We start from the raw sequence: 26568 nt of genomic DNA on the forward strand, positions 1-26568 counted from the left end.
CACACTGCTTTGAGATACTTCTCGATACAATCTCAACCCAAATTTTGTGACACCACACACACCATCTCTAATGTGCATCGCATCACGATTGAATTGAACTTCTTCCAAATTGTTAAAGAACGACAGCCGATTTTGGTATCTCTACCAAGTCAGTGTTAGGCCAAGCCTAAGCTAAAACACACTCATCGATGTTCAACCGCAACATCGCCAAATATCTTTTAGCTTAAGGTTTGGTGGAGGCTAACGGGATCGAACCGTTGACCCTCTGCTTGCAAAGCAGATGCTCTCCCAGCTGAGCTAAGCCCCCAATATTGCTACTGTAGGTACATCTCTCCAGCTGCTGGAACTACAGTCGAGCCCGAGCAACCAAAGACTAGATGGTGGGTCTGGTTGGATTCGAACCAACGACCCCCGCCTTATCAAGACGGTGCTCTAACCGACTGAGCTACAGACCCTACAGCCTGTCGTATGACAGCCGATAAGCGTGAGCGCTTAACTTACGTTGCGTTAAGCTCGAGAAAGGAGGTGATCCAGCCGCACCTTCCGATACGGCTACCTTGTTACGACTTCACCCCAGTCACGAATCCCACCGTGGTAAGCGCCCTCCTTGCGGTTAAGCTACCTACTTCTGGTGAAACCCGCTCCCATGGTGTGACGGGCGGTGTGTACAAGACCCGGGAACGTATTCACCGCGGCATGCTGATCCGCGATTACTAGCGATTCCAACTTCATGCACTCGAGTTGCAGAGTGCAATCCGGACTACGATCGGTTTTCTGGGATTAGCTCCACCTCGCGGCTTGGCAACCCTCTGTACCGACCATTGTATGACGTGTGAAGCCCTACCCATAAGGGCCATGAGGACTTGACGTCATCCCCACCTTCCTCCGGTTTGTCACCGGCAGTCTCCTTAGAGTGCCCTTGCGTAGCAACTAAGGACAAGGGTTGCGCTCGTTGCGGGACTTAACCCAACATCTCACGACACGAGCTGACGACAGCCATGCAGCACCTGTGTATCGGTTCTCTTTCGAGCACCCCCTAATCTCTCAGGGGTTCCGACCATGTCAAGGGTAGGTAAGGTTTTTCGCGTTGCATCGAATTAATCCACATCATCCACCGCTTGTGCGGGTCCCCGTCAATTCCTTTGAGTTTTAATCTTGCGACCGTACTCCCCAGGCGGTCAACTTCACGCGTTAGCTACGTTACTAAGGAAATGAATCCCCAACAACTAGTTGACATCGTTTAGGGCGTGGACTACCAGGGTATCTAATCCTGTTTGCTCCCCACGCTTTCGTGCATGAGCGTCAGTGTTGGCCCAGGGGGCTGCCTTCGCCATCGGTGTTCCTCCGCATATCTACGCATTTCACTGCTACACGCGGAATTCCACCCCCCTCTGCCAGACTCTAGCTTGCCAGTCACAAATGCAGTTCCCAGGTTGAGCCCGGGGATTTCACATCTGTCTTAACAAACCGCCTGCGCACGCTTTACGCCCAGTAATTCCGATTAACGCTTGCACCCTACGTATTACCGCGGCTGCTGGCACGTAGTTAGCCGGTGCTTATTCTTCCGGTACCGTCATCAGACCAGGATATTAGCCCAGTCCTTTTCTTCCCGAACAAAAGTGCTTTACAACCCGAAGGCCTTCTTCACACACGCGGCATTGCTGGATCAGGCTTTCGCCCATTGTCCAAAATTCCCCACTGCTGCCTCCCGTAGGAGTCTGGGCCGTGTCTCAGTCCCAGTGTGGCTGGTCGTCCTCTCAGACCAGCTACAGATCGTCGCCTTGGTAGGCCTTTACCCCACCAACTAGCTAATCTGCCATCGGCCGCCCCTATAGCGCGAGGTCCGAAGATCCCCCGCTTTCATCCGTAGATCGTATGCGGTATTAATCCGGCTTTCGCCGGGCTATCCCCCACTACAGGACACGTTCCGATGTATTACTCACCCGTTCGCCACTCGTCAGCGGAGCAAGCTCCCTGTTACCGTTCGACTTGCATGTGTAAGGCATGCCGCCAGCGTTCAATCTGAGCCAGGATCAAACTCTTAAGTTTAATCTCTGTTACTGTTTTCTATTCTTCCGAATAGGTCGCTCAACTCAAGAATCAACAAGAAGTACAAACCGAAGTTCGTACGACTTACTTTCTTCTCTTGTGCGAGCTCTTGATACTTTTGCTTGAATCCCGTGACGAATCACCGGACCTGCAACTCCATCAAGCGCCCACACTTATCGGCTGTAAATTTTTAAAGAACCGTTTAACGACTGGCTGGACATTTCCCCGCACTAGGCGACCCGTCGATTACTGCTATACTACTTTGCTTCGTCGTTCGCAGCGTTGCTTTGCTGCAGAACAGAAGCGAGATTATGTACCGCACTCCTCGCTTCGTCAAGCACTTTTTTGCAGACTCGTTTGCGATATTTCTAGATCCACCCAAGAAACATCCCAATCGGCAAAAAGCTGCTCGACCACTTCACCCTCAGAAACACACCCAAGAACAAAGCCACCGCCACTTCCTGGCAATAAGAAAGCACCCTTAAAAACAAGCACTTTTCTTGCCACCACCCCCCGCCGCTTCGCTGCTTGCGCTGCGTTGTTTGCAGCGGGGAGGCGAATAATAGGACACTCTTCCGAACTTTGCAATATCCCCTACGAAATTTGTGGGTATTGCCTTCATCGCGCCTCCTCCCTGCGCAATCACGTCGGCCATCGGACTTGGTACACTGCGCCAGCGACGTATTCGTCACGATATAGCGGATCGATCTACTACGTTCGCACGAAGAAGAAATCGACATCGATCGCTACCTGCATCGTCAGCCACCAAGGAGAACCTCGTGTTTCTGTCCACCCGCCGCGCCCTCTTACGTCATACCCTGTCCAGCCTGCTGCTGGCCGCTGCTACGCTGCTGCCGTTATCGGCCGCGCACGCCGAATCCCAAAAGGTCAGCGTGTTGTACGCCGGGTCGCTCGTCAACTTAATGGAACATAGCGTCGGCCCCGCGTTCACAAAGGAAACCGGCATCGCCTTCGAAGGTTATGCGGGCGGTTCGAACAAGGTGGCCAACGAGATCAAGGGCAAGCTGCGTCGCGGTGATATCTTCATCAGCGCCAGCCCGAAGGTCAACGATACGCTGATGGGTGAGGCCAACGGTAACTGGGTGACCTGGTACGCGTCGTTTGCGGAATCGCCGCTCGTCATCGGCTATAACCCGAAAAGCAAGTTCGCCAAGGACCTGAAAACGAAGCGCTGGGACGAGGTATTGGCAATGCCCGGCATTCGTATCGGGCGCACCGATCCGAAGCTGGATCCGAAAGGACGCTTTACCGTCAACTTCGTCGAACACGCGGCCACGGTCTACGGCAAGCCGGACCTCTTGAAACAAACCCTCGGCTCGGAGGAGAATCCGGCTCAGGTGCTGCCGGAAGAAACGTTGGTCGGCCGTCTGCAATCGGGACAGCTCGACGCCGGATTTTTCTACTCGACCGAAACGTCGGATCTGAAGATTCCCGCGATCACGCTGCCGGCGGCGTTAAAAGAAAAGGCACAGTACACGCTGACCATCCTGAACAATGCGCCTAACGCCGAAGGGGCACAACGTTTCGTGTCCTGGCTCCTGAGCCCGGCAGGTCAAGCCTTGTTGAAGGAACACGGTATCGATGTCGTGACGCCGAAGGTCAGCGGCGATGTCGCCACCGTCCCCGCGGCGCTGCATAGCCAACTGCCGCCGCAATAACAGTCGTTCGCGACGACGATGGAGCAGCATGCGCGACGCCCGCCCGGCAAACGGAAGCAAACGGACGCCCTCGTGGCTGTCTTTCAATAGAAACACGCCTCGCGACCCGAGCGATCTTGCGCCGTCGGCGGATCCGTCCGGCATTGCCTCGAACGATCCGCTGCCTGTCACGTCGGGCCGCGCGGCGCGCCGGCCCCTCGGGCCGACGCCGCTTGCCTGGCTCGGCGCCCTGCTCGCGCTTTACCTCTGCGCGCCGCTGCTCGCCAGCGTCCCCCATATCGCATCTGCAGGCTGGTCCAGCGTCGAATGGCGGACGCTGATTGGCGCCACTGGCGTATCCGCCGCCAGCGCGACGCTGGCAGCCGCGATCGTCGCCATCACCGGCGTGCCGCTGGGGTACTGGCTTGCAAGACGACCAACGCGCTTCGCCAGCGTCGTCTCCTTCGTCGTGCAGTTGCCGCTCGCCCTCCCGCCGCTGACCAGCGGCGTCTTGTTGCTCTTCCTGCTCGGTCCATACAGCTTCCTGGGCGAATGGACCAATGGCGCGCTGACAGACTCTTTTATCGGCATCCTGCTTGCCGGCATCTTCGTATCGGCACCGTTTCTGATCGTTGCTGCGCGTAGTGCCTTTGCCGCCGTCGATCCGACCTTCGAAGACGTGGCCGCGACGCTCGGCCATCGTCCCTATGCGCGTTTCTTCACGATTTCCTTGCCGCTGGCCTGGCCCGCGATCCGTGCCGGTCTGCTGCTGACCTGGTTGCGCGCCTTCGGCGAATTCGGGGCGACGGTCATGGTGGCCTACCATCCGTACTCGCTGCCTGTTTATACCTACGTCGCCTTCGGCAGCGTCGGTCTGCCGGCCATGCTGCCGATCATCGTGCCGACGCTTGGCGTGTCTCTCCTCGCCGCGCTATTGGTCGCATTGAACACCGTCTGGAAACCGTCGCGACGCGTGCGCGTGCGGAAGTTGGACGGACCGTCCGCGCGTCAGGCGAGCAGGTCGACACAGTCGTCGGGTGACAGCGCCGCCCAGGACGGCGACAAACACGAGGAAGGGGCGGCACCCCCTCCGCCCCTTTCGATTGCACTCGACACCCATGTCGGCAACTTTTCTCTAAAAGTCCGCTGGGCGCCGCGTGCGCGACGGCTCGCCATACTCGGCGAATCGGGCTCCGGAAAATCGATGACGCTACGCCTGCTCGCGGGACTGACTCGCGTCTCGCCTGACGGCAATGCGCGGGTCCTTATCCATGGCGGCCCGGTACAAGATTTGGCCGCCGAGGAACGGCACATTGCCTACGTACCCCAGGATTTCGGGTTGTTTCCCCATATGACGGTCGCCCAACAATGGGCTTATCCGCGAGATGCGCGCCCGGCAACTGTGGACGCCTGGTCTCGCCGGCTCGGCCTGGCCCATCTCGAAGACCGCTTTCCCGCCGAACTCTCGATCGGTCAGCGCCAACGGGTGTCGATCGCCCGCGCCTTGTCGCGGCATTGCAGCCTCATTCTGATGGACGAGCCCTTCTCGGCGCTCGATACGCCACGGCGACGCGCATTGCGCGCCAGTCTGCGACAGCTGCAACATGACATCGATGCGATAACGGTACTCGTCACCCATGATCCGGACGAGGCGGCGCAATTGGCCGATGAAATTCTGGTGCTCGACCACGGGCGCGTCCTGCAAGCGGGAGAAACATTCGAGATCTTCAGTCGTCCCGCGAACCCGGCGGTTGCGGCACTGCTCGGTCTATCGAATGTCGGCGTAGGAACGCTGGATGCCCACGGTCAGGTGGATGTGGGTGGTGACGTCCGGCTGCCGGTCGCGTGGGAGAAATTACGTGGCATGGAGGCGGGCGCGCGCGTGATGTGGCGCCTGGATCCCGACGCGATCCATCGCGTGCATGGCAACACGCGGGGCAACGACGGTTTCCCCGCCCTCATCGAGGATGTGCTGCTGGAAGATGGCCAGATCCGCCTGGGCGTCCGCATGGGCGACGCGGTCTTGAAATTACGCCCAGGGACCTGGCGCGCGGCGCCGGGACTGACGATCCGGCTCGGTCTCGACGACGATGCGCTCGACGTCTGGCCGCTAGCCGCTGGCGAGACTTAAGCGCGCGCTGCCTTGTAGCGTTTTTCCACTTCATCCCAATTGATGACTTCGTAGAAAGCCGAGATATAGTCAGGGCGGCGGCTTTGGTATTTCAAATAATAGGCGTGTTCCCAGACGTCGAGGCCTAAGATCGGCGTGTTGCCATGGGACAGCGGACTGTCCTGATTCGCACTGCTTTCGACGATCAAGCCGCCATCCGGCTTGACGCTCAGCCAAGCCCACCCGCTGCCGAATCGCGTCTGGGCCGCACGAGTGAAATGGTCCTTGAACGCGTCATACCCACCCAGTTCGTTGTCGATCGCCGCCGCCACATCCCCCTTTGGCTGTCCGCCGCCGCTGGGCGACATCACCGTCCAAAACAATGAATGGTTGGCATGGCCGCCGCCATGGTTGCGGATCGGGCCACGCACTTTTTCCGGGAGCGTCTCCAACTCGCGGAGCAACGCCTCCGCCGATTTCTCGCCGAGATTCGTGCCTTCGACGGCCGCATTCAATCCGTTGACATAGGTCTGGTGGTGCTTCGTATGATGGATTTCCATCGTCTTCGCATCGATATGCGGTTCCAGCGCGTCATAGGCGTACGGCAGTGCCGGTAAGGTATAAGCCATCGTATTCGCTCCTTGTTTGATCGGTCAGGGTGTCGGCATCGCGCGCCCGCCGCGACGTCGCCCCCACTTAGAAATGACGACACAATCTCTTTTCCTCATCCTAGCCTGAAGCGTTTCCCCATAGGCCCTGGCGGGGAAAGGGCTTTCTTCTCCTACAATGGCGACTATCGCTTCTCGCCGTCGTGCCGCATGCTGTCCAACGCTCCCCTCGCTATGTCAGATTCGTCTCCTCCCGCTGCGGCTAGCCTTTCGGCCGTCATACCGCGCTCGCCCGTCACCCGGCGACGCATTGCCATCATCGGTGCAGGGCCCGCCGGTCTGGCTGCGGCGGAGCGCCTGATTGCAAGCGATACGACGATGCGCGACGCGCAGATCGACCTCTACGACGCGATGCCGTCTGTCGGGCGGAAATTCCTTCGGGCCGGCATCGGCGGGCTGAACGTCACGCACAGTGAACCGTATGAGGCGTTCTGCGCGCGCTTCGGGTCCCGACCGGAATCGCTGCAACGTGCGCTCGACGCCTTCCCTCCCGACGCACTGCGGGCCTGGGCGAGCGGATTGGGCGTGGAGACGTTCGTCGGCACGTCGGGGCGCGTCTTTCCCGCGGAGATGAAGGCGGCGCCGCTACTGCGGGCTTGGTTACACCGGCTGCGCGCAGCGGGCGTCACCGTTCACACACGGCATCGCTGGCTGGGATGGGCGGCATCGGCTGATGCGGCGGCCGACCTATCGGAGGCGGGCTCGGCGGTGGCAGGCCCCGCCGAGGCCGGACCGACCCAAGGCGTCGCCGGCCGCGGGCGCGGCACGGTGCCGACGCTGCGCTTCGATACGCCCTCCGGCATCGTCGAGCAGCCGGCGGATGCCGTGGTATTGGCGCTGGGCGGCGGCAGTTGGCCACAGCTCGGCAGTGACGGCAGCTGGGTGCCTTGGCTTGAAGCGCAGCACATCCCCGTCAACCCGCTCCGCAGTGCGAACGGCGGTTTTGCCATCGCCTGGAGTGCGCATCTACGGGAACGGTTCGCCGGGGCGCCGCTCAAATCCGTTGCGCTGTCGTTCACCGATGCGTCGGGCGAGATCCACCGCCGGCAAGGGGAATGTGTCGTCTCCGCACGCGGCGTGGAAGGCAGTCTGATCTACGCGTTCTCACGGGCCTTGCGCGAATCGATCGAGGTCACGGGATCGGCTAGCTTCACGCTGGACCTGGTGCCTGGACGCGATGCCCTGGCGGTGGCTGACGCAGTGTCCCATCCGCGCGGCAGCCGATCCCTCTCGAGTCATCTGCAAAGCCGACTCGGCTTGACCGGCGTGAAAGCGGCCTTGCTATACGAAGTATTGGATAGGGCCGTGCTACAGGATTCGCAGGCGCTCGCCCACGCGATCAAGGCGCTGCCCTTGACGGTTCATGCGACGCTACCGTTGGCCGAAGCGATCAGTAGCGCCGGCGGCGTCGCGTTTGCGGCGCTGGACGACGATCTGATGGTGCGCCACATGCCGGGGGTCTTCGTCGCCGGAGAAATGCTGGATTGGGAAGCGCCCACTGGCGGCTATCTGCTGACCGCCTGTCTGGCGACCGGCCGACTGGCCGGGCAGGGTGTGACGCACTATATGGAACGTGGATCGCATGGCGTCGCGGTGGCCGCGCCGTCCCCCTAGCAACCCGGCCTGGCAGCCGGGGCAGGTCACACGCCGGTCAAGCGCCAGAGTGTCGTGGTCTCGGCCGCCCGCGCGGCATGCAAGGGATCATCGCGGTCCGACGCGCGCGGATGCAGCGGCTTGGCGGTGACTTTCCCCACGACCTTCAGTCCGGCCGCGGCGATCGCATCGGCCAGTTGCGTCGGCGTACGGAGGCCGAGATGTTCCGCGAAGTCGGACATGATCAGCCATCCTTCGCCGCCCGGCGCCAAGCGTGCCGCCAGCCCATCGAGAAAACCCAGCAACATCCGGCTGCCCGGGTCGTACACGGCCGCCTCGATCGGCGAGCTCGGCCGGGCGGGCAACCACGGCGGGTTGCAGACGATCAGCGCGGCGCGACCCGCCGCCTCGGGCGGAAACAGATCGTGCCGCACCAGATCGATCTGCGTCTCCAAGGCGTGCCGCGCGACATTCTCGGCGGCACAGGCCAGCGCGCGCGGATCGCTGTCGGTCGAGACGATCCGCGCCACGCCGCGACGCGCCAGCACGATCGACAGCACCCCCGTCCCCACGCCGATATCGAATGCCACCGGCGTGTCACGCAGCGCTGCCGGCAACGGCGCCTGCGCGACCAGATCGACATATTCGCCGCGAACCGGCGAAAACACGCCGTAGTGCGGATGGATTCGCCCGCCCGTTTGCGGGACCTCGACCCCTTTCTTGCGCCACTCGTAGGCGCCGATCACGCCGAGCAGCTCACGCATGGAAACGACCGAACCATCGTTGACGGGCGCGGCAAGGTGCGATGCCGCTGCGCGGGGGGCATCGGCCGAATCGGTATCGAACGCGACAGCGTCGCTATCCGCCGCGACGTCCGCTGCCGAATTCGCCTGTGCCTCCACCGCCGGCGAGGCAACGGCCGCCGGCCCGTAGACCCATTCGCATGCGCCGCGCACGTCCGGGGCACGACGCAAGGGCAGCCGGTAATCGCTGCCCAGAGGCAGTAGCAAGGCCCCCAGCGTCCGGGCACGCTGTGACTGTGCGAGCCGGTGCCGGTTGAATGCATCGGCGAGATGTCGGTCTGGTGCCTTCTCGGCGGCCGACGGCTTGCGCCCGGTCTTTTTTTCGATGCGACGCCCCAACGCCTGAAGCAGTTGCCGCGCATTCTGGAAATCGCCACGCCAGAGCAAGGCGGCGCCTTCGCACGCCAGCCGATAGGCTTGATCGGCCGGCATCGTATCGTCGGCGACGATCACGCGCTTCGGCACCGGCACGCCCGCCTCGGAACGCCAAAGCGCCTGATGCGTCACGCCGTTTTCTTCCCAGACCATCATCGGCACGTCGGCGGCCTGTCCCTTGCTGTCGTCACCGCTTGTCATTCTCAACCCCTTTCATTCCCGTCCTACCCCGCGACACAGCCCCCTCGACAGTCGATCTTTCGATCCCCTGCCCGGGACCCTGCGGGATAAATCATGTTCGCCGAAGGCAGGGTCTCACAACCGAGCGCTTCACGACAGCGTTGACCCGACTTATTGGTCAATTTCCGGTTTCATCGTTATGCTGGCGCCGAATCCGTGCAAATCCACGCAGCCAGGCAAGGACAGGGCGCGGCTCCTTTATTCCGAACGAGTGACTTCGACTTATGGCCAATACCTGGTTCCCGCAATGGCGTCGCGTTCCCGTCGATGCCCGCGACGGCGGCAGTCGCGTGATCGCCCCCGATGAGCGGCCGCCGCTCGGGCAATTGCTGCTGCTCGGCGCCCAGCATACCGTCGCGATGTTCGGCTCCACGGTACTCGCGCCGTTGCTGATGGGCTTCGATCCCAATCTCGCCATCCTGATGTCGGGCATCGGCACCTTGCTGTTCTTCCTGATCGTCGGCGGCCGCGTGCCGAGCTATCTGGGCTCGAGTTTCGGCTTCATCGGCGTCGTGATCGCCGTGAGCGGCTACAGCGGTCACGGCGTGAATGGCCAGATCGCCGACGCGCTCGGCGGTATCGTCGCCTGCGGCGCGGTATTCGCCTTGACGGGCTTAATTGTCATGGCAACTGGTTCGCGGTGGATCGAGGTGCTGATGCCACCGGTGGTGACCGGTGCCGTCGTGGCCGTCATCGGCCTGAATCTCGCCCCGGTGGCGATCCGCTCCGTATCGGGTTCGGGATTCGACAGCGCCATCGCCCTGATGACCATCGTCTGCATCGGCCTGGTCGCCGTCCTGGCACGCGGCGCCTGGTCGCGGCTGCTGATTCTGCTCGGCCTGCTATCGGCCTATCTACTGTATCTGCTGGTCGCCAATGGCTTCGGCTGGGGGCCAGCGGTCGACTTCGGCAAAGTCGCGGCGGCGCCGTGGTTCGGCCTTCCCGCCTTCCACTCGCCACGCTTCACGCCGCACGGCATGCTATTGATTGTGCCCGTGGCCATCATCCTGATCGCCGAAAACCTGGGGCACGTCAAAGCCGTCGGCGCCATGTGCGGCCGCAATCTGGATCGCTATCTCGGTCGCGCCTTCATCGGGGATGGGGTGGCGACGATCGTTTCCGCCGCCGTCGGCGGCACCGGCGTCACGACCTATGCCGAAAATATCGGCGTAATGGCCGTGACGCGGATCTATTCGACGCTGGTCTTCGTCGCCGCGGCAGGCTTCGCGATCCTGCTCGGTCTCTCGCCGAAATTCGGTGCCTTGGTACAGACGCTGCCGGGCCCGGTGTTGGGCGGTACATCGATCGTCGTGTTCGGCCTGATCGCCGTGTCGGGCGCCCGCATCTGGATTCAAAACCACGTCAACCTCAACGACACGCGCAATCTGCTGGTGGCGGCGGTCACGCTGGTGCTTGGCGCGGGCGATTTCACGATTCATCTGTGGGGCTTTCCGCTGGGCGGCATCGGGACGGCGACCTTCGGCGCGATTCTGCTGAATGCCCTCTTGTCGCTGCGCCCGACGCCTGGCGCCGCAGAAGGCGCCGCGCCCGGCGATGCCGGCACCGCGATCGGCGATGCCGGCACCGCGATCGGCGCGGAAACGTCCGCTCAAGACAGTCCGAATAAGCTCTAAAAACCAGTCGAGGGAAGAACTTTTGCCCTTGGAACCGATTTCGACGGGTTTACACCATGTTGACAGGGCAATAACGAAAAACTGATCATTAGCCCACCCGGTGATCAGTTATACAAAAAATCGCTCTGGAGCAGGAGGGTGCGGGCGTCGATATGACGCAAATCGCGGCATGTGTTCCGCGGCCCCCCTGGCATTCCGCGCCGGGAGGGCCGACCAGGAGACAAGCACGATGTCGTCGTACTTCCCGCAGCATGCCGCAGCCGGACATTCGGCCGCAGCCCTTTCCCCCAACGCCCCCCTGCGCGCGACGCGGTCCGCCTCAGGCGCATTGCTCCGCCGGCGACCGCTCGCGCGTTTGCTTGGGACCTCGTTGCTGTCGCTCGGCACGGTCCTGGGCCTGGCATGGTCCGCCGGCGCGCATGCCGCAACCACGCTGACCATCGGCACGATCAACAATCCGGACATGGTCGAGCTGCGCAAGCTGGGCCCTGAATTCGAGAAAAGCCATCCCGATATCAAGCTGCGTTGGGTGACGCTCGAGGAAAACCTGCTGCGCCAGCGACTGACGACCGACATCACGACCGGCAGCGGTCAATTCGACGTGATGACCATCGGCGCGTATGAAACGCCGCTGTGGGCGAAGCGCGGCTGGCTCAGCCCGTTGACGAATCTGCCCGCCAGCTACGACGTCGACGACATCGTCAAGACGGCCCGTGACAGCCTCAGCTATCAGAACAACCTGTACGCGCTGCCCTTCTACGTCGAAAGCTCGATGACCTTCTATCGCAAAGATCTTTTCGAAGCGAAGAAGCTGACGATGCCGGCGCAGCCGACCTATGACCAGATCGCCGATCTCGCCGCCAAGCTGCACGACCCGGCGCACGGCGTTTACGGCATCTGTCTGCGCGGCAAGGCCGGATGGGGCGAAAACATGGCCTTCGTCTCGACCTTGGTGAACAGCTATGGCGGTCAATGGTTCGACGAAAAATGGCACGCGACGATCGATACGCCGGAGTGGAAGAAGGCGATCACCTACTACACCGATGTCCTGAAAAAATACGGCCCTCCCGGCGCCAGCTCCAACGGCTTCAATGAAAACCTGACGCTGATGTCCTCGGGCAAGTGCGGGATCTGGATCGACGCGACGGTCGCCGCAGGCCTGCTTTCCAACCCGAAACAATCGCAGGTCTCGGACAAGATCGGCTATGCAGCGGCACCGGTTGCCGTCACGCCGAAGGGCAGCCATTGGTTGTGGATGTGGTCACTCGCCATTCCGAAGAGCTCGAAGTCCCAGGATGCCGCCAAGCAGTTCGTGACCTGGGCGACATCGAAGGACTATGTCGCCTTGGTCGCCAAGGATGAAGGCTGGGCCTCGGCACCGTCCGGCACGCGCCGCTCGACCTACGCCAATCCGGCATATCAAAAAGCCGCGCCGTTTTCGGACTTCGTGTTGAAGGCGATCGAATCGGCCAATCCGAACGACGCGACGCTGAATAAGGCACCGTACACCGGTATTCAGTTCGTGACGATTCCGGAATTCCAGTCGTTCGGCACCGTCGTCGGTCAGAGCATCGCCGGTGCACTCGCAGGCACGATGAGTATCGATCAGGCGCTGAAGGCCGCGCAGGCGAGCGCCGATCGCGCAGTGCGCTCGGGCGGGTATCAAAAGTGACCGCAAAGACCGGGCACGTGAGTCAGGGCGAACCGGGCGGGCACGTCTCGCACGGGGAGCGGACTGAGCCGATGAAAGACGGGTCCGGTCTGCAGTCTGCAAGCAGCAACGAAAGAGACAAGGCGATGGATCTCAAAAATACGGCAACCGCGGCCTCGCGCGCATCGGACGGCACCGGCAAGGCAGGTGCTGCACGCAGCAAGCGGGGTCATCCGGCGCGGTGGCTGGCGCAGCCTTCGATCGTGCTGCTGTTCATCTGGATGGCGGTACCGCTGGCCATGACGGTCTGGTACTCGCTGATCCATTACAACCTGCTGAACCCCGACAACACCGGTTTTGCTGGGCTGCAGAACTATCTCTTTTTGGCGACGGACCCTTCGTTCATACCGTCGATCGTAAATACCTTGATCCTGATCGGATCGGTGCTGGCGATCACCGTCGTCGGCGGCATTCTGCTCGCCGTGCTGTTCGACCGCACCTTCCCCGGGCAGGGTATCGCACGCCTGCTTGCGATCGCGCCGTTCTTCGTGATGCCGACGGTGGCCGCGTTGATCTGGAAGAACATGATTTTGCATCCGGTCTACGGCGTGCTGGCCAAGGTCTTCGTCTTCTTCGGCTTGCAACCGATCGATTGGTTCGCGACGTTCCCGATGACCGGCGTGATCATGATCGTCGCCTGGCAATGGCTCCCGTTCGCGTTCCTGATCCTTTTCACCGCGATCCAGTCGCTGGATCAGGAACAGAAGGAGGCGGCGCAACTGGATGGTGCAGGTGCCTTCGCGATGTTTTTCCATATCACGCTGCCCCACTTGCGGCGTGCGATCGCGGTCGTGGTGATGATCGAAACCATTTTTCTGCTGTCGATCTTCGCGGAAATCTATACGACGACCAGCGGGGGACCCGGCAACGCGACGACGAATCTGTCCTACCTGATCTACTCGCTCGGCCTGCAGCAATTCGATGTCGGCCTGGCATCGGCGGGCGGCATTCTGGCGGTGATTCTGGCTAACGTGGTGTCGTTCTTCCTGGTGCGGATGTTGGCGAAGAACCTGAAGGGAGATTACGCATCATGAGCGCACATAAAAACCGCCTGCGCGACTACAGCCTCGGTGCCCTGGCATGGGTGGTCGCCCTGCTGCTGTTCTTCCCGATCTTCTGGATGTTTCTGACGTCGATCAAAAGCGAACAACAGGCCTACTCGACCGCGTTCTCGTTCACGCCCACGTTGCAGAGTTTTCAGGACGTGCTGGCGCATAGCGACTACTTCCAGTTCGCCTGGCATTCGATCGCCGTCTCGTTCGGCGTGACGATTCTGTGCCTGCTGCTGGCCGTGCCCGCCGCCTATGCGATGGCCTTCTTTCCGACCAAGCGTACGCAATCGGTGCTGTTGTGGATGCTGTCGACCAAGATGATGCCGTCGGTGGGCGTCCTTATTCCCATCTACCTGCTCTGGAAGAACTGGGGCCTGCTGGATACGGTGACCGGGCTGATCATCGTCTATACCTTGATCAATCTGCCGATCGCCGTCTGGATGACCTATACCTACTTCTGCGAGATTCCACGGGACATCCTCGAAGCTGCGCGCGTCGATGGGGCTACCGTGTGGACGGAGATCGTGCATCTGGTGCTGCCGATGTCGATGCCCGGTATCGCCTCCACTGGTCTGCTGCTGGTGATCCTGTCATGGAACGAGGCTTTCTGGAGCATCAATCTGTCCAGCTCCCAAGCCGCGCCGCTGACCGTGTTCATCGCCTCGTTCTCCAGCCCCGAAGGTCTGTTCTGGGCCAAGCTGTCGGCCGCATCGGTACTAGCCGTGGCGCCCGTGATGATTCTGGGATGGTTATCTCAGAAGCAGTTGGTGCGCGGACTGACGTTCGGCGCCGTGAAGTGATGCCGCGTTAAAGTGAAGCATCCATCACAGCCAACGAGCTCAGGCATGAACGAAACGAATACGCGGACGCAGGACTTCACGTCGACACGGCAAGACACGCCGGGCGGCCCGGTTTCGCGGCCGGCCGCGGTCGGTGCGATCGCCGTCCCGCCACAGCCCGTCACGCACCTCGTCTGCGATTGCGACGGCGTGCTGGTCGACAGCGAAGCCGTGGCCGACGAAGCGATGGTCAGCGCCTTGTTCGCGACCTTGACGGCGGCCGCGCGAACCACGCCCCGCGCCGCAGGCACGCCGCAAGGCGATCGTCTCCTCACGCATGCGGCGGTCGAGCACGAAGTGGGCGCACGCCTGGGGCGCACGATCGATCATGTCATCACGGCAGTGGCCGACTGCTTCGGCATGACGCTGGCGCCAGAAGCGGAACAGAGCGTGCGCATGGCCGTGGAAGCTGCCGTGCGGGCACGACAGACGGCCGTGCCGGGCGTCACCGCTGCCTTGCATGCGCTGTCGGCCAGCGGCCTGCCTTTGGCGGTGGCGAGCAATAGCATTCTGCCGCGCGTGCGCGAAGCGCTGGAAGTGGCAGGCATCACGGCACTGGTCGGCGAGCGCATTTACACCGGCGAGCGCGTGCCGCACCCGAAACCGGCGCCGGACGTTTATGTGGCCGCCTGCGCCGGTTTCGAGACGGCGCCGCAGCAATGCGCGGCGGTGGAGGACAGCGTCACCGGCGTGACGGCCGCCAGCGGCGCCGGCATGCAAGTCATCGGCTTTGCCGGCGGCACGCATCTCGACGATGCACGCGTACACGCGGGACGCCTGCATGCGGCAGGTGCTTCATGGGTCTTCGAACATATGCGTGACCTGGAAGCGATCCTGACCGCCTTGCGGTCCGGCGTCGCACCCGCCGCGCGCTATCTGCTGGTGCCGGAACCGGCCGTAGCGGCAGAGACGGCGCCGCATCGACACACCGAATAAAGAGACGTCGTACTCGGCGACTGGCGCCGAGCACGACGATCATCCGCCGCCGAGCGGACATCGATTGGAGAGGAGACACACCATGGCCCGACTGCAAACCCGCGATCTGAGCAAGCGATACGGCGACACCGACATCATTCACGGGATCGACCTCGACATTCAGGACGGCGAGTTCGTCGTCTTCGTCGGGCCCAGCGGCTGCGGCAAATCGACACTGCTTCGCATGATCGCCGGCTTGGAGGACATCACCGGCGGCGACCTGATCATCGGCGAGCGACGCGTGAACGATATCCCGCCGGCCAAGCGCGGCATCGCGATGGTGTTCCAATCGTATGCGCTCTATCCGCACATGTCGCTTTACGACAATATGGCCTTCGGCCTCAAGTTGGCCGGCAAGTCGAAAACCGAAATCGATCAGGCGGTCCGCGATGCCGCGCGGATCCTGCACATCGATCATCTGCTGGACCGCAAACCACGCCAGCTGTCGGGCGGCCAACGGCAACGGGTGGCCATCGGTCGCGCGATCACGCGCCGTCCGGATGTGTTCCTTTTCGATGAACCGTTGTCGAATCTGGACGCGGAACTGCGCGTCAAGATGCGTCTCGAATTCGCCCGGCTTCACGATGAATTGAAGACGACGATGATTTACGTGACGCACGACCAGGTCGAAGCGATGACGCTGGCCGACAAGATCGTCGTCCTGTCGGCGGGCCGCGTGGAACAGGTCGGCTCGCCCGATACGCTGTACCACGCGCCGGCGAACCGGTTCGTCGCCGGCTTCATCGGCTCGCCGAAGATGAATTTCCTCGACGGCCGCGTCGAGTCGATCGATGCGCACGGCATCACCGTTACCCTCAACTCGGGCGCGCGACAACGGGCGGATGTGGCCGGGGGGACCTTGCGCATCGGCGATCAAGTGACCTTGGGCGTTCGTCCGGAGCATCTGTGGTTGCCGCAGTTGGCGCCGGCTCCGGCGGGGCAGTCGCTGTCCGCGATTGCGCCCGGCGCCGCCACGAGCGCCGACGCACGCGCGGACGCACGCGGCGCGATCGTGGCCAATGCCACCGTCGTCGAATCGCTGGGCGATGTCGCCTACCTGTATGCCGAGTCGCCCGATGCCGCCGATGGTTTGATCGTACGCGTGCCGCCGCGCACGCAAGTGACGCGCAATACGCCGATGACACTGCAGGCCGAGCCGCAACACGTCCATGTGTTCGATGCGCAAGGCACGGCGCTGACGCGACTCGACGCGTCACAGCGCAGCGCTGCCTGATCGGATTCCGCGCCGGTCCACTCCGGCGCGGCATGACTCGCTTCGCCCTTTATTCGCCGCTTTGCTTTGCTGATCATTCCTGCCATGACGACTTCCGCTTCCCCTTATACGATCCTGCATCTTGGCACCGGCTCCTTCCATCGCGCGCATCAGGCGTGGTATCTCCACACGCTGCGGGAACAGGGCGATCGCGATTGGTCGCTGACTGTCGGCAATATTCGCGGCGACGGCAACGCGGTTCTCGATGCACTGGCCGCGCAGCAAGGCGCCTACACACTGGAAACCGTCGATCCGAAAGGCCATCGTGAATACGAGACGATCCGATCGATCGCGCGCGTGCTGCCGTGGCAAGCCGATCTCGCGAACCTCGTGGCAGCGGGTGCCGACCCGCGCACGCGCATCATCTCCTTCACCGTTACCGAAGGCGGTTATTACCTCGACGAGCATCATCGACTCGATACCGCGAATGCCGATCTGCGCGCCGATATCGATGGCGCGCGCACAACCTTATATGGCGCGCTGCGCGCGATTCTGCAGGAACGGATGCGTGCCGATGCCGGCCCGGTCACGCTGCAGAATTGCGACAACCTGCGCAGCAACGGCGAGCGCTTTCACGCCGGCATGCGCGCGTTCCTGGATGCAGTCGGCGATACGACGCTACTCGCCTGGTTCGACGCGAACACGCGCTGCCCGGACGCGATGGTCGATCGGATCGTGCCGCGCCCCGGGCCCGATGTGCGCGAACGGGTCGCGGCCGCCGGCTTCGACGACGACGTACCGGTGATGGGGGAGCGCTTTATTCAGTGGGTGATCGAAGACGATTTCATCGCCGGACGCCCGCGTTGGGAAAAGGTCGGCGTGCAACTCGTCGATTCGGTCCTGCCTTACGAAGAGGCGAAGATCCGCATTCTGAACGCGACGCACAGCTGCATCGCCTGGGCCGGCACGCTGGCCGGTCTGCAGTTCATCCACGAAGGCACGCATGACGCGGCAATCCGCAAGGCTGGCTTCGATTACGTCACCGAGGATGTGATCCCCTGCCTGTCGCCCAGCCCGATCGATCTGGCGACCTACCGCGACACCGTGCTCGATCGCTTCAGCAATCCGAATATCCGCGACACCAACCAGCGTGTCGCGGCGGACGGATTCTCGAAAATTCCCGGCTTTATCGCGCCGACCTTGCGCGAACAGATTGCCGCCGGGCGGCCGTTCGAGGCCACCGCGCGTCTGCCGGCCTTGTTCTTCGTATTTCTAGAGGCCTGGCACCAGGGCAAATTGCCCTATGATTATCAGGACGGTGTGATGGACCCGGCGGTCGCGCACGGATTTTTCGAAAGCGCCGATCCCCTGTCGGCATTCACCGAGAACACGCTGCTCTGGGGCTCGCTTGCCGGACGAAGCGATCTGCGCGAGGCCATCGGCCAGCAGGTCGACGACGTCCGATCCTGGCTGGCCGTTGTGCAGCGTCCGTAACGAGGGCGGCGGCGAGGGGCGATGGCGCCTTGCGGCGCCTAGCCGTTTGCCACGCAACGCGTCCCTCGCGGCCGTTGCCGACGAGAGGAGACACGTTTTTCCATGTACCTAGGAATCGATCTCGGCACCTCCGAAGTGAAGGTGCTGCTGATGACCGGCGCAGGCCGCATCGTCGGCACGGCGCGCGCTGCGTATGCGGTGTCGCGTCCCCGCCCGCGCTTCTCCGAACAGGATCCGGCGCTGTGGTGGAACGGCACGCAAGAGGCACTGGCCGCCTTGCGTGCCGCGCACCCGGACGACTATGCGCAAATCGCCGGCATCGGTCTGACAGGGCAAATGCACGGCGCCACGTTGCTGGATGCCGACGATACCGTCCTGCGCCCCGCCATTCTCTGGAACGATATGCGCAGTGCGGACCAGTGCGCGCAACTGGAAAGCGCCGCGCCCGAGATGCGCGCCATCACAGGCAATATCGCGATGCCGGGTTTCACCGCACCGAAATTGCTCTGGGTCCGGGAACACGAACCCGAGCTGTTCGCGCGCATCGCCAAGGTCCTGCTGCCCAAGGACTATTTGCGTCTGCTGCTGACCGGCGATTATGTATCGGATCCGTCCGATGCAGCGGGGACGCTATGGCTCGATGTCGGGAAACGAAGCTGGTCGGATACGATGTTGGCGGCCTGCGGGCTCACGCGCGATCAGATGCCCCGGCTCGTCGAGGGCAGCGATTGCAGCGGCCGTCTGACCGACAAGGCCGCCACGGCACTCGGACTTCGCGCCGGCCTGCCGGTTGCCGGCGGTGGCGGCGATAACGCCGGCAGCGCGATCGGCATCGGCGCGGCCCGGCCCGGCGACGGCTTTATTTCGCTGGGAACGTCCGGCGTCCTGTTCGTCGTCAACGGCCGCTTTCAGCCGAACCCGGACTCGGCGGTGCACGCCTTCTGCCACGCGCTTCCGGATCGCTGGCACCAGATGAGCGTCTTGTTGTCGGCCGCCAGTTGCCTACGCTGGGCCTGCAAACTGACCGGCGTCGATGAACTCGCGCTGTTGGCCGACGTCGCCACACTCGACACGGCGGCGCGCGATACGGCGCCGCTCTTCCTGCCCTATCTCTCCGGCGAACGCACACCGCATAACGATCCGTATGCGCAAGGCGTGCTGTTCGGCATCACCCACGAAACGGGGCGGGCGCAGCTCGGCTATGCCGTGCTCGAAGGGGTCGCGTTCGCGTTAGCGGACGGTCTCGACGCATTGCGTGCCGCCGGCACCGAGGTGCAGGCGCTATCGTTGGTGGGGGGCGGTTCACGCAGCAACGAATGGGCGCAATTGATCGCCGATACGCTGCAAGTCACGATCCACCAGCATGAAGGCGCCGAAGCCGGCGCGGCGCTGGGCGCGGCCATTCTGGGCGCACTGGCTGCCGGCGTGGACGAGAAAACGCTGCTGCAGCGGCCGCCGATCCGCGCCTCTTACCAACCAGAGCAATCGCGCCATGCCGCGTTGCAGCCGCGCTTGAAACGCTATCGCGCCTTGTATCGCGCAACCGCGCCGCTGTTCCGCGACGAGGCTTGATCGGCAGCGTTGCCGAACACGCGAGGTGATGAAAGGCTGCCGATGCCCCGTCGCCGCGCGGCGGCGGCGCCACCCGAGGCGCGTCAAGGCGCCGTCATCTCGAGCACCACTTGCGCACAGCGCTCGTCGGTAACCAGACCGGTAAGCCAGGCGCCCCGCAATGCGGCAGCCACCGCGGCGTGCTTGACGCTTCCGCCGGCAAAACCGATCGTCGGCACGCTCGGAGGAGACTGCAGCGTCAGGCTGGTCAAGCGGCGCTGCGCGGGGGCTTCGATGATGCGCCCCGCCGCATCGATCGAGCGGCCAAGCAACTCTCCCACGGCGCCACGTGCCGTCAGGTCATGCACTTCATCGCGCGTGATGAAACCGTCCGCTTCCTGCGGACAATCGGGCCCGATATGGCCGATGCCGACGAAGGCGACATCGGCATTGGCGCTCAATTGCTCGACGACCTGATAGAGCCGATGGTTGCACCAATGCTGCGCCTCTTCCTCGGTATCGGCCATCAACGGCGCCGGCATCAGGAAACGCTTGCAACCCAGACGCTCGGAAATCAAGGTCGCGACATCATAGGGGTTCGACGAGCCATCGCGCGCGATCGTGCCGACCATGGACACGAGTCGATGATCCGGCCGTGACAGGCCCGACAGTTCGGCTGCCGCGGCCTTCAACGTCCGTCCGCTACTGACGCTGACGACGATAGGCGCCTCGCTACTGAGATAACGCTCGAATACTGCCGCCGACGTAACGGCTAGTTTTTTCTTCAGATCCTCGTCGCTGTCGTCGTCGAACGGCACCACCTCGCACAGGCTCAAGCCGAAGCGTTCCGACAACTGCTCCGCGAGCGCCAGACAGGAGGCGGTCCGATGGGTCACCCTGACGCGCACCAGATTCTTGTCCGTCGCCAGGGCGATCAACCGTTGTGCCACCGGACGTGAGACACGAAGGGTGTCGGCTACCTCATGCTGCGTCTTGCCCGCGACGAAGTAGAGCCAGGCCGCGCGCGCGGCCAGATCGAGTTTTTCGAGAGATTTCGACACAGGCGATAGAGAAAGACAATGGGTGGCATTGCGGCATCACGCAGCGACGCGACGCGATGGCATCAGTGTATCAAGTCCTACACCGTCGCCCTATTCGGGCAGCTCCTATTACCGATACGAGAATCGCATCATCGGATGCGGATAGCGGGGTAGCGCACGCGCCGGCAGAGGGCCGCCCCCCACCTTCATGGGAACCGAAAAGCGTATTTCGATACAAATCGCGGTCCAAGGTCCATCCGCCATTACGAGGCGATGGATCTCGTCATCCTTATGGAGCGTGACATGACTTATGCCGAAGTGCTGGCCTTGCTGCACTTGGAGGATCGCATGGATGTGCAGGCCGCCATACGATCCGGCAGTTGCAGCGTGACGTTCGACACCGATATCGACGTGACGTTGGAAATGGCGCAGGCGCTTCCCGGCATGCCGGACCCGTCCGCACCGCAGTTATTGGTGTACACGACGCTGGGGACGCTGGCAAAGGCGCATCGCGAAATCGTCTTTGCGCGCCTGCTGCAGTTGCATTTGTTCGGTGTCGCGACGAGTCAGGGCGTGTTCGGCTTCGACGATGTCCGCGAACAGGTCCTTTTCTTTCGTCATATCGCCTTGAGCCAGACCGAACCGGAAGGCTGCGCCGCAGGCTTGCACCGTTTCCTCGAGCAGGCGCGCCGCTGGCGCGATGCATTGCCGGCGCTGCAACGCTGGGACAATGAAGATCGGCTCAGCCCGGAAACCGAGCGCGGTAGCATGAATACGTTTCCTGTCGCGTGACACGGCAGCAGGCGCCGATCGATACGACGCCTTACCCACACGCCACGCGTTGCCCGGAATAAGACGAAAAAAAGCCCAGCACGAAGCTGGGCTTTTTTCATGTTGACCCCGCGTCAGGTTTCCCTGAGCGCGTGTCGACACCATGGATTCTGCATCAAATATCCCGGAATCCAGCATTGAAGCCGGATTCGGAAAACTGATTTAGAACTTGTTGTACATGCCGATACGGACCAACGCTTGGCTGCGGCCGTTCGAACCCGAACCGTTCAGCGAATCGCCAACCGATGCCGTCGAGTTCACGACGTTGCCAGCTGCGTTGAGCGTTTGGCCGTAAGCGTGCTGGTAACCTGCGAACAGGTAGACGCCCGTGCGCTTGCTCAGCGAGTAGATTGCCTTACCGGCGATCTGTTGGTAACGCGGAGCCGACGTTTGCGACGCTGCGTCAACCTTCTGACCGAACGTGTAGTTGTACGACAGACCCAGGATCAATGCCGGGTTCAGCTGGTACGTACCCACTGCGCCAACCGAGTTGTAAGCAACCGAGTGACGGATGAACGACGTTGCCGACGGACGGTATTGCGTGTACGCATACACCAGGCCAACGTAGGCTTGCGACAACTGAGCGCCTGCAACCGCGTTGATCACTTGTTGCGACTTCGCATTGCCGTAGCCAGCCGAGATCGCATTGCCGTTGGCGATCGCCGCAGCGTTCGTGCCGCCGTTCACTGCGCCGTTCGTCTTGTAATACGTCGCGCCAGCAACGATCGGGCCTTGGATGTAGCTCAGGCCTGCAGCGTACACCGAGCCGCCGTTCACTTGGCCAGCGTTGTTGCCGAAGCCGTACAGCGCTTCGCCGGTCAGGCCGTTGTACGTCAACGACTTGTACTTGATCGAGTTGTTTACACGGATACCGTTATCCATGTCCGAGATATCGCCCGGGAACGTACCGATGCCGCCGACCGCTGCCGGGCCGTACGCTTCGATCAAGTCCGTCGTCGGTGCGTATTGGCGACCGAACGTCAGCGTACCGTATTGCTTGCTTGCCAGACCGACGAATGCTTGACGGTTGAACTCGGTACCAGCGGCCGAGAAGTTACCCGTACCGATGTTGAACCCGTTTTCCAGGTTGAAGATCGCGGACAGACCGCCGCCCAGATCTTCCGTACCCTTCAGGCCCCAACGGTCGCCGAAGTCGCCGCCGCTTTGGAAGCCGAACTTGGATGTGCCAACGCTGTTGGAAACGTATTGCACGCCCGCGTCAACGATACCGTACAGCGTCACGCTCGATTGCGCGTGGGCGGACATTACACCGGCGCCCAGCAGCGCTGCCAGCAACAAAGATTTTTTCAAGACATCCCCCGTTAGAAAAAAGAAGAAAAACGGTTTTACTGCGTCAAATCGCTCGCCAAGCCTGGAGGCCCAATCGGCATTACGAAATTTCTGCTCGTACGCTTCGTACGCAATCCGTACAGTTTTGCCGTCCGGTGCCGCCCCGGATGGCGTCTATTATTTTTTGGTCAAGCCGCTCAAGTTTTATCGAGATGCGCCGTGATCCTGAATAGATCTGGGTTCCATTCAATTGCCCTGACAAGACCTTGTTGCCCGGCAGGCTTTCGAACGTCTGCGTGGAACAATAAGGGCGGGTGCATTGACCAATCAAGTAAAAAAAATCTTAGCTTTCGGTTTCGTTGCACCATTGCGACGAAAAAGAGACAGAGTGCGGGGATTCCCTGATCTTTTTCGATAAATCAGACAAAGATCGTGCGAGTCAGCAGGCGATTGCCCGACGTTCGCACCGAGATGGCGGCGAATATGATTTTCATATATTTGCTTACACATATTTATTTGTTCGCGGCGAGGCGTTTTGTCCCATAGGCCGCTTTCCGAGCGCGTCGCATGACAGCATGTCGCAAGCTCCAATTTTGCCGACGCGGAGGGATGCGTCCTTACAACATTGACCAGTCAATCATGCTGAAAAGACGCCGAGGCGAGAATCAGTAACCATCGCGCGCCGGGCGTGCCCGCCTTGGGGCGCTTTTCGAAAGGTCGCCCCAGGACTATCGAATGACGGTGATCCGGAATCCGCTACCCCGCCACCTAGGCGATAAGGGGAATCGTCTCTCAACAGCCTATAAATTGGGCGCATCCGCTCTCAACACATCTGCTATCCCGCCGATTTTCGCTCGCGAAATGCCATCCGAGGCGATGCGTCGTCCATTCCGCCAGCATGCGGCGCGTCCGCCCTCGGGCGCGCTCATTTGACGAGTCATTTCCGCTCTTAAACGCGTCATTTCAGACCGTTCACCAGGGTAAAAACGCCGTCTCATCCCTGCCGGATCAACCGTTCTTTTCTGAGCCTTCCAGGCAACGAGCAAATTTTACGAACCACCGCAAAAGCACGATAAGATGCGTGAAAAGTCACATCTGGCACCGCAGGCCCGTACGTGCGGCCATCCGGTAGACCTGGCTTCGGCATGGCGGCGTAATCGCCTTTCGGAAACGTCCGATCGGTCTGGCCCGCCCATCGCCCTGCGTCGGCATCGCAAGACGCCTCAAACCGGTGCGCCGCATTGCATAACAGATTGCTGGTGGTACACGACGCCATGCCTGCCTCGGGCGCAGGCGTGGTTCGGACAATGAGAGTTCATGGACAATATCGTCGAAATCGATGAAATCGCGGGGTCGCAATTCAATTTGCAACGTCGCAAGGTATCGCCATCGTTGATGGAGCAGGCCTACGCGCGCTTGCGCGGGGAAATCCTGTCGTGTCGCTTGGCGCCGGGCGCCGAAGTGTCGGAAGCGGATATCGCGGAACGCCTGCAGATGAGCAAGAGTCCCGTGCGCGAGGCGCTCGGTCGGCTGCGCAGCGAAGGCTTCGTCAAAGCGTATCCGCGGCGCGGCTATCAAGTCGTGCCGCTGACGATCAGCGACCTGAACGAACTGCTCGATTTGCGCAACATCATCGAGACCGGCGCAGTCGGCCTGGCCGCCGAGCGGATCACCGATGGCGAGCTCGATGAGTTGAGTCGCCTGGCGGACGCGAGCTATGACACGAAGATCATGAGCAGCCTCGACCAGTTCGTCGCGGCGAACCGTGAGTTTCACGCGGCCATCGCGCGTGCCTGCGGCAACCGTCGTCTATACGAGCAGGTCGTGAATTGCCTCGATGGCCTCGAACGATTCTTTTATGTGGGCGCCCGCACGCGGGACATCAACCCGGAAGTGAAGGACGATCACCATCGGCTGGTCAATGTGCTCCGTGAGCACAATGCCAAGGCCGCGCGCGATATGATCATCGAACATAACGACGGCACCCGCGAGGGACTGGTCAAGGTGATCAGTCACGGCTGGGGCAGTGCCGGCGGTCTGTGGGTCGAGTGAGCCGATAGTCGCCCTACGGAATGGACCGCGCGTGAAATGACCGGCAAACAGGTCTCCACGCGCCGCACGGGGCACGTGGAACGCTGGCGTCAGTCAGACGTCAGGCGAGCTTCGCGCAGAACTGCTGAATGCGCGTGCAGGCGTCTTCCAGTTGCGCATCGGACGCCGCATAGGACAGACGGAAGTTCGGGCCTTGGCCAAAGGCCGTGCCGTGCACGACGGCCACGCCGACGTCGTCGACCAACGCGCGCGTGAAGTCGGCATCGGTCTCGATCAAGCGGCCGTCGGGTGCCTTGCGGCCGATCAGCGCCGCGCACGACGGATACACGTAGAACGCCCCGTCCGGCACCGCACAGCTTAGCCCATTGGCCGCATTCAGCATGTCGACGACGCGGTCGCGACGACGCTGGAACACGCTGCGCCACTCGCCGAGGAAGTCCTGCGGACCGTTCAGCGCCGCCACGGCCGCCCATTGCGAGACGGAACTGGCATTCGTCGTCAATTGGCCCTGAATCGTGTCCATGGCCTTGATCAATTGCTGCGGTCCTGCGCCATAGCCGATGCGCCAGCCGGTCATCGCATACGCTTTTGAGACGCCGTTGACGATCAGCGTACGGTCCTTGATCCGCGGCTCGACCTGCGCCGGCGTGGTGAAGGTGAAATCGCCGTAGACCAGATGTTCATAGATGTCGTCGGCCATGATCCAGACATGCGGATGGCGCAGCAGGACATCGGTCAGCGCTTTCAATTCCTCTCGGGTATAGGCCGCGCCGGTCGGATTGCAAGGCGAATTCATCAGCACCCATTTCGTCTTCGGCGTGATCGCGCGCTCCAGAACGTCCGGCTGCAACTTCAGCCCCTGTTCCGGGCTTACCGGGATGATCACCGGCGTCGCCCCGCAGAACGACACCAACTCCGGATAGGACACCCAATACGGCGCAGGGATGATCACTTCATCGCTCGGTCCCAGGGTTGCCAACAACGCATTCGAGATGACCTGCTTGCCGCCGGTGGAGACGATGATCTCGTTGGGGCTATAGTCCAGCTCGTTTTCCCGCTTGAACTTGCCGGCCACGGCATCGCGCAATTCCGCGACGCCGCTGACGGCGGTGTAGCGCGTATGCCCCTGTTCCATCGCCTTCGCCGCGGCTTCGCGAATATGATGCGGCGTATCGAAATCCGGCTCACCAGCGCTCAACGCGATGATGTCCTTGCCGGCGGCGCGCAATTGCGCCGCATATTGCCCGGCGGCGATGGTCGCGGACGGTTTGATGCGCGCGAGCGCGGGAGAGAGCAGCGTCATGGCAGAACGGTTCAGTCAGAGGAAAAAAACAAAGCGCAGCACGGGATGATACGCGCCCAAAAAGCAAATGGCCCCCGCTGCCGCGCG

The 26568-nt window shown here is 62.0% G+C and carries 18 protein-coding genes, 2 tRNA genes, 1 rRNA gene and 1 pseudogene; 13 read left to right on the forward strand and 9 right to left on the reverse strand.

Features of this window, described 5'->3' with window-relative positions; translation table 11 throughout:
- Nucleotides 1-231: 231 nt before the first annotated feature.
- From ABEG21_RS13340 to ABEG21_RS13355, 4 genes are all read right to left on the reverse strand, one after another.
- Nucleotides 232-307, reverse strand: a tRNA-Ala gene (locus ABEG21_RS13340).
- Nucleotides 308-378: 71 nt separating this feature from the next.
- Nucleotides 379-455: transfer RNA gene (locus ABEG21_RS13345), tRNA-Ile, on the reverse strand.
- Nucleotides 456-518: 63 nt separating this feature from the next.
- A 16S ribosomal RNA gene (locus ABEG21_RS13350) occupies nt 519-2049 on the reverse strand.
- Nucleotides 2050-2382: 333 nt separating this feature from the next.
- Entirely contained in the window at nt 2383-2556 is a 174-nt protein-coding gene (locus ABEG21_RS13355) for a hypothetical protein (protein WP_347555027.1), read from the reverse strand.
- A gap of 326 nt (nt 2557-2882) precedes the next feature.
- Between ABEG21_RS13355 and ABEG21_RS13360 the strand changes: the two genes are divergently transcribed.
- Together ABEG21_RS13360 and ABEG21_RS13365 are read left to right on the forward strand one after the other, a co-directional pair.
- Complete coding sequence (locus ABEG21_RS13360; protein WP_347556797.1) at nt 2883-3728, forward strand: extracellular solute-binding protein; 846 nt, start codon at nt 2883-2885, stop codon at nt 3726-3728.
- Between the two features lie 28 nt (nt 3729-3756).
- Entirely contained in the window at nt 3757-5838 is a 2082-nt protein-coding gene (locus ABEG21_RS13365) for an ATP-binding cassette domain-containing protein (RefSeq protein ID WP_347555028.1), read from the forward strand.
- Here the strand turns inward: ABEG21_RS13365 and ABEG21_RS13370 are convergent.
- Nucleotides 5835-6446 (reverse strand): superoxide dismutase, encoded by a 612-nt coding sequence (locus ABEG21_RS13370; RefSeq protein WP_347555029.1) that lies wholly within the window; start codon nt 6444-6446, stop codon nt 5835-5837. The genes ABEG21_RS13365 and ABEG21_RS13370 overlap by 4 nt on opposite strands.
- A gap of 213 nt (nt 6447-6659) precedes the next feature.
- On the opposite strand from ABEG21_RS13370, the gene ABEG21_RS13375 reads away from it, so the two are divergent.
- Nucleotides 6660-8099: a TIGR03862 family flavoprotein gene (locus ABEG21_RS13375; protein ID WP_347555030.1), complete on the forward strand. Its 1440-nt coding sequence runs from the start codon at nt 6660-6662 to the stop codon at nt 8097-8099.
- A gap of 26 nt (nt 8100-8125) precedes the next feature.
- Here the strand turns inward: ABEG21_RS13375 and ABEG21_RS13380 are convergent, their stop codons facing one another.
- Nucleotides 8126-9412, reverse strand: coding sequence for a class I SAM-dependent methyltransferase (locus ABEG21_RS13380; RefSeq protein ID WP_347556798.1), 1287 nt, complete (start codon nt 9410-9412; stop codon nt 8126-8128).
- Nucleotides 9413-9720: 308 nt separating this feature from the next.
- On the opposite strand from ABEG21_RS13380, the pseudogene ABEG21_RS13385 reads away from it, so the two are divergent.
- The 8 genes and pseudogenes from ABEG21_RS13385 to xylB all read left to right on the forward strand — a co-directional run.
- A pseudogene (locus ABEG21_RS13385) lies at nt 9721-11004 on the forward strand (solute carrier family 23 protein); the annotation flags it as partial.
- Between the two features lie 355 nt (nt 11005-11359).
- Nucleotides 11360-12802 (forward strand): sugar ABC transporter substrate-binding protein, encoded by a 1443-nt coding sequence (locus ABEG21_RS13390; protein WP_347555031.1) that lies wholly within the window; start codon nt 11360-11362, stop codon nt 12800-12802.
- Nucleotides 12803-12927: 125 nt separating this feature from the next.
- Complete coding sequence (locus ABEG21_RS13395) at nt 12928-13875, forward strand: sugar ABC transporter permease (protein ID WP_347555032.1); 948 nt, start codon at nt 12928-12930, stop codon at nt 13873-13875.
- The gene (locus ABEG21_RS13400) at nt 13872-14693 is read left to right on the forward strand and encodes a carbohydrate ABC transporter permease (RefSeq protein ID WP_347555033.1); all 822 of its coding nucleotides are present in this window, start codon (nt 13872-13874) and stop codon (nt 14691-14693) included. The genes ABEG21_RS13395 and ABEG21_RS13400 overlap by 4 nt, the downstream gene beginning before the upstream one ends.
- A gap of 45 nt (nt 14694-14738) precedes the next feature.
- Nucleotides 14739-15668, forward strand: coding sequence for an HAD family phosphatase (locus ABEG21_RS13405; RefSeq protein WP_347555034.1), 930 nt, complete (start codon nt 14739-14741; stop codon nt 15666-15668).
- Nucleotides 15669-15750: 82 nt separating this feature from the next.
- On the forward strand, nt 15751-16941 hold the full coding sequence (gene ugpC / locus ABEG21_RS13410) for a sn-glycerol-3-phosphate ABC transporter ATP-binding protein UgpC (RefSeq protein ID WP_347555035.1): 1191 nt from the start codon (nt 15751-15753) through the stop codon (nt 16939-16941).
- A gap of 84 nt (nt 16942-17025) precedes the next feature.
- Nucleotides 17026-18414: a D-arabinitol 4-dehydrogenase gene (gene dalD, locus ABEG21_RS13415; protein ID WP_347555036.1), complete on the forward strand. Its 1389-nt coding sequence runs from the start codon at nt 17026-17028 to the stop codon at nt 18412-18414.
- Nucleotides 18415-18516: 102 nt separating this feature from the next.
- A complete protein-coding gene (gene xylB, locus ABEG21_RS13420) occupies nt 18517-19986 on the forward strand; it encodes a xylulokinase (RefSeq protein WP_347555037.1) in 1470 nt (489 codons plus the stop codon).
- An 83-nt stretch (nt 19987-20069) separates the two neighbouring features.
- Here the strand turns inward: xylB and ABEG21_RS13425 are convergent, their stop codons facing one another.
- Nucleotides 20070-21026, reverse strand: coding sequence for a sugar-binding transcriptional regulator (locus ABEG21_RS13425; RefSeq protein ID WP_347555038.1), 957 nt, complete (start codon nt 21024-21026; stop codon nt 20070-20072).
- A 282-nt stretch (nt 21027-21308) separates the two neighbouring features.
- On the opposite strand from ABEG21_RS13425, the gene ABEG21_RS13430 reads away from it, so the two are divergent.
- Complete coding sequence (locus tag ABEG21_RS13430) at nt 21309-21797, forward strand: type III secretion system chaperone (protein ID WP_347555039.1); 489 nt, start codon at nt 21309-21311, stop codon at nt 21795-21797.
- 201 nt (nt 21798-21998) lie between these two features.
- Here the strand turns inward: ABEG21_RS13430 and ABEG21_RS13435 are convergent, their stop codons facing one another.
- On the reverse strand, nt 21999-23147 hold the full coding sequence (locus ABEG21_RS13435) for a porin (protein ID WP_347555040.1): 1149 nt from the start codon (nt 23145-23147) through the stop codon (nt 21999-22001).
- Between the two features lie 1296 nt (nt 23148-24443).
- Here ABEG21_RS13435 and ABEG21_RS13440 point away from each other — a divergent pair.
- A complete protein-coding gene (locus ABEG21_RS13440; RefSeq protein WP_347555041.1) occupies nt 24444-25178 on the forward strand; it encodes a GntR family transcriptional regulator in 735 nt (244 codons plus the stop codon).
- 100 nt (nt 25179-25278) lie between these two features.
- Here the strand turns inward: ABEG21_RS13440 and ABEG21_RS13445 are convergent, their stop codons facing one another.
- Nucleotides 25279-26481, reverse strand: a complete 1203-nt coding sequence (locus ABEG21_RS13445; protein WP_347555042.1) for a pyridoxal phosphate-dependent aminotransferase — start codon at nt 26479-26481, stop codon at nt 25279-25281.
- Nucleotides 26482-26568 lie beyond the last annotated feature (87 nt).

The organism is Robbsia sp. KACC 23696 (assembly GCF_039852015.1).
Taxonomy (GTDB): Bacteria; Pseudomonadota; Gammaproteobacteria; order Burkholderiales; family Burkholderiaceae; genus Robbsia.

Coding starts and splice junctions, on each gene's coding strand:
- ABEG21_RS13365 (WP_347555028.1), top strand. CDS start 3,757: ATGCGCGACGCCCGCCCGGCAAACGGAAGCAAACGGACGCCCTCGTGG.
- ABEG21_RS13370 (WP_347555029.1), bottom strand. CDS start 6,446: ATGGCTTATACCTTACCGGCACTGCCGTACGCCTATGACGCGCTGGAA.
- ABEG21_RS13375 (WP_347555030.1), top strand. CDS start 6,660: ATGTCAGATTCGTCTCCTCCCGCTGCGGCTAGCCTTTCGGCCGTCATA.
- ABEG21_RS13380 (WP_347556798.1), bottom strand. CDS start 9,412: ATGATGGTCTGGGAAGAAAACGGCGTGACGCATCAGGCGCTTTGGCGT.
- ABEG21_RS13390 (WP_347555031.1), top strand. CDS start 11,360: ATGTCGTCGTACTTCCCGCAGCATGCCGCAGCCGGACATTCGGCCGCA.
- ABEG21_RS13395 (WP_347555032.1), top strand. CDS start 12,928: ATGGATCTCAAAAATACGGCAACCGCGGCCTCGCGCGCATCGGACGGC.
- ABEG21_RS13400 (WP_347555033.1), top strand. CDS start 13,872: ATGAGCGCACATAAAAACCGCCTGCGCGACTACAGCCTCGGTGCCCTG.
- ABEG21_RS13405 (WP_347555034.1), top strand. CDS start 14,739: ATGAACGAAACGAATACGCGGACGCAGGACTTCACGTCGACACGGCAA.
- ugpC (WP_347555035.1), top strand. CDS start 15,751: ATGGCCCGACTGCAAACCCGCGATCTGAGCAAGCGATACGGCGACACC.
- dalD (WP_347555036.1), top strand. CDS start 17,026: ATGACGACTTCCGCTTCCCCTTATACGATCCTGCATCTTGGCACCGGC.
- xylB (WP_347555037.1), top strand. CDS start 18,517: ATGTACCTAGGAATCGATCTCGGCACCTCCGAAGTGAAGGTGCTGCTG.
- ABEG21_RS13430 (WP_347555039.1), top strand. CDS start 21,309: ATGACTTATGCCGAAGTGCTGGCCTTGCTGCACTTGGAGGATCGCATG.
- ABEG21_RS13440 (WP_347555041.1), top strand. CDS start 24,444: ATGGACAATATCGTCGAAATCGATGAAATCGCGGGGTCGCAATTCAAT.
- ABEG21_RS13445 (WP_347555042.1), bottom strand. CDS start 26,481: ATGACGCTGCTCTCTCCCGCGCTCGCGCGCATCAAACCGTCCGCGACC.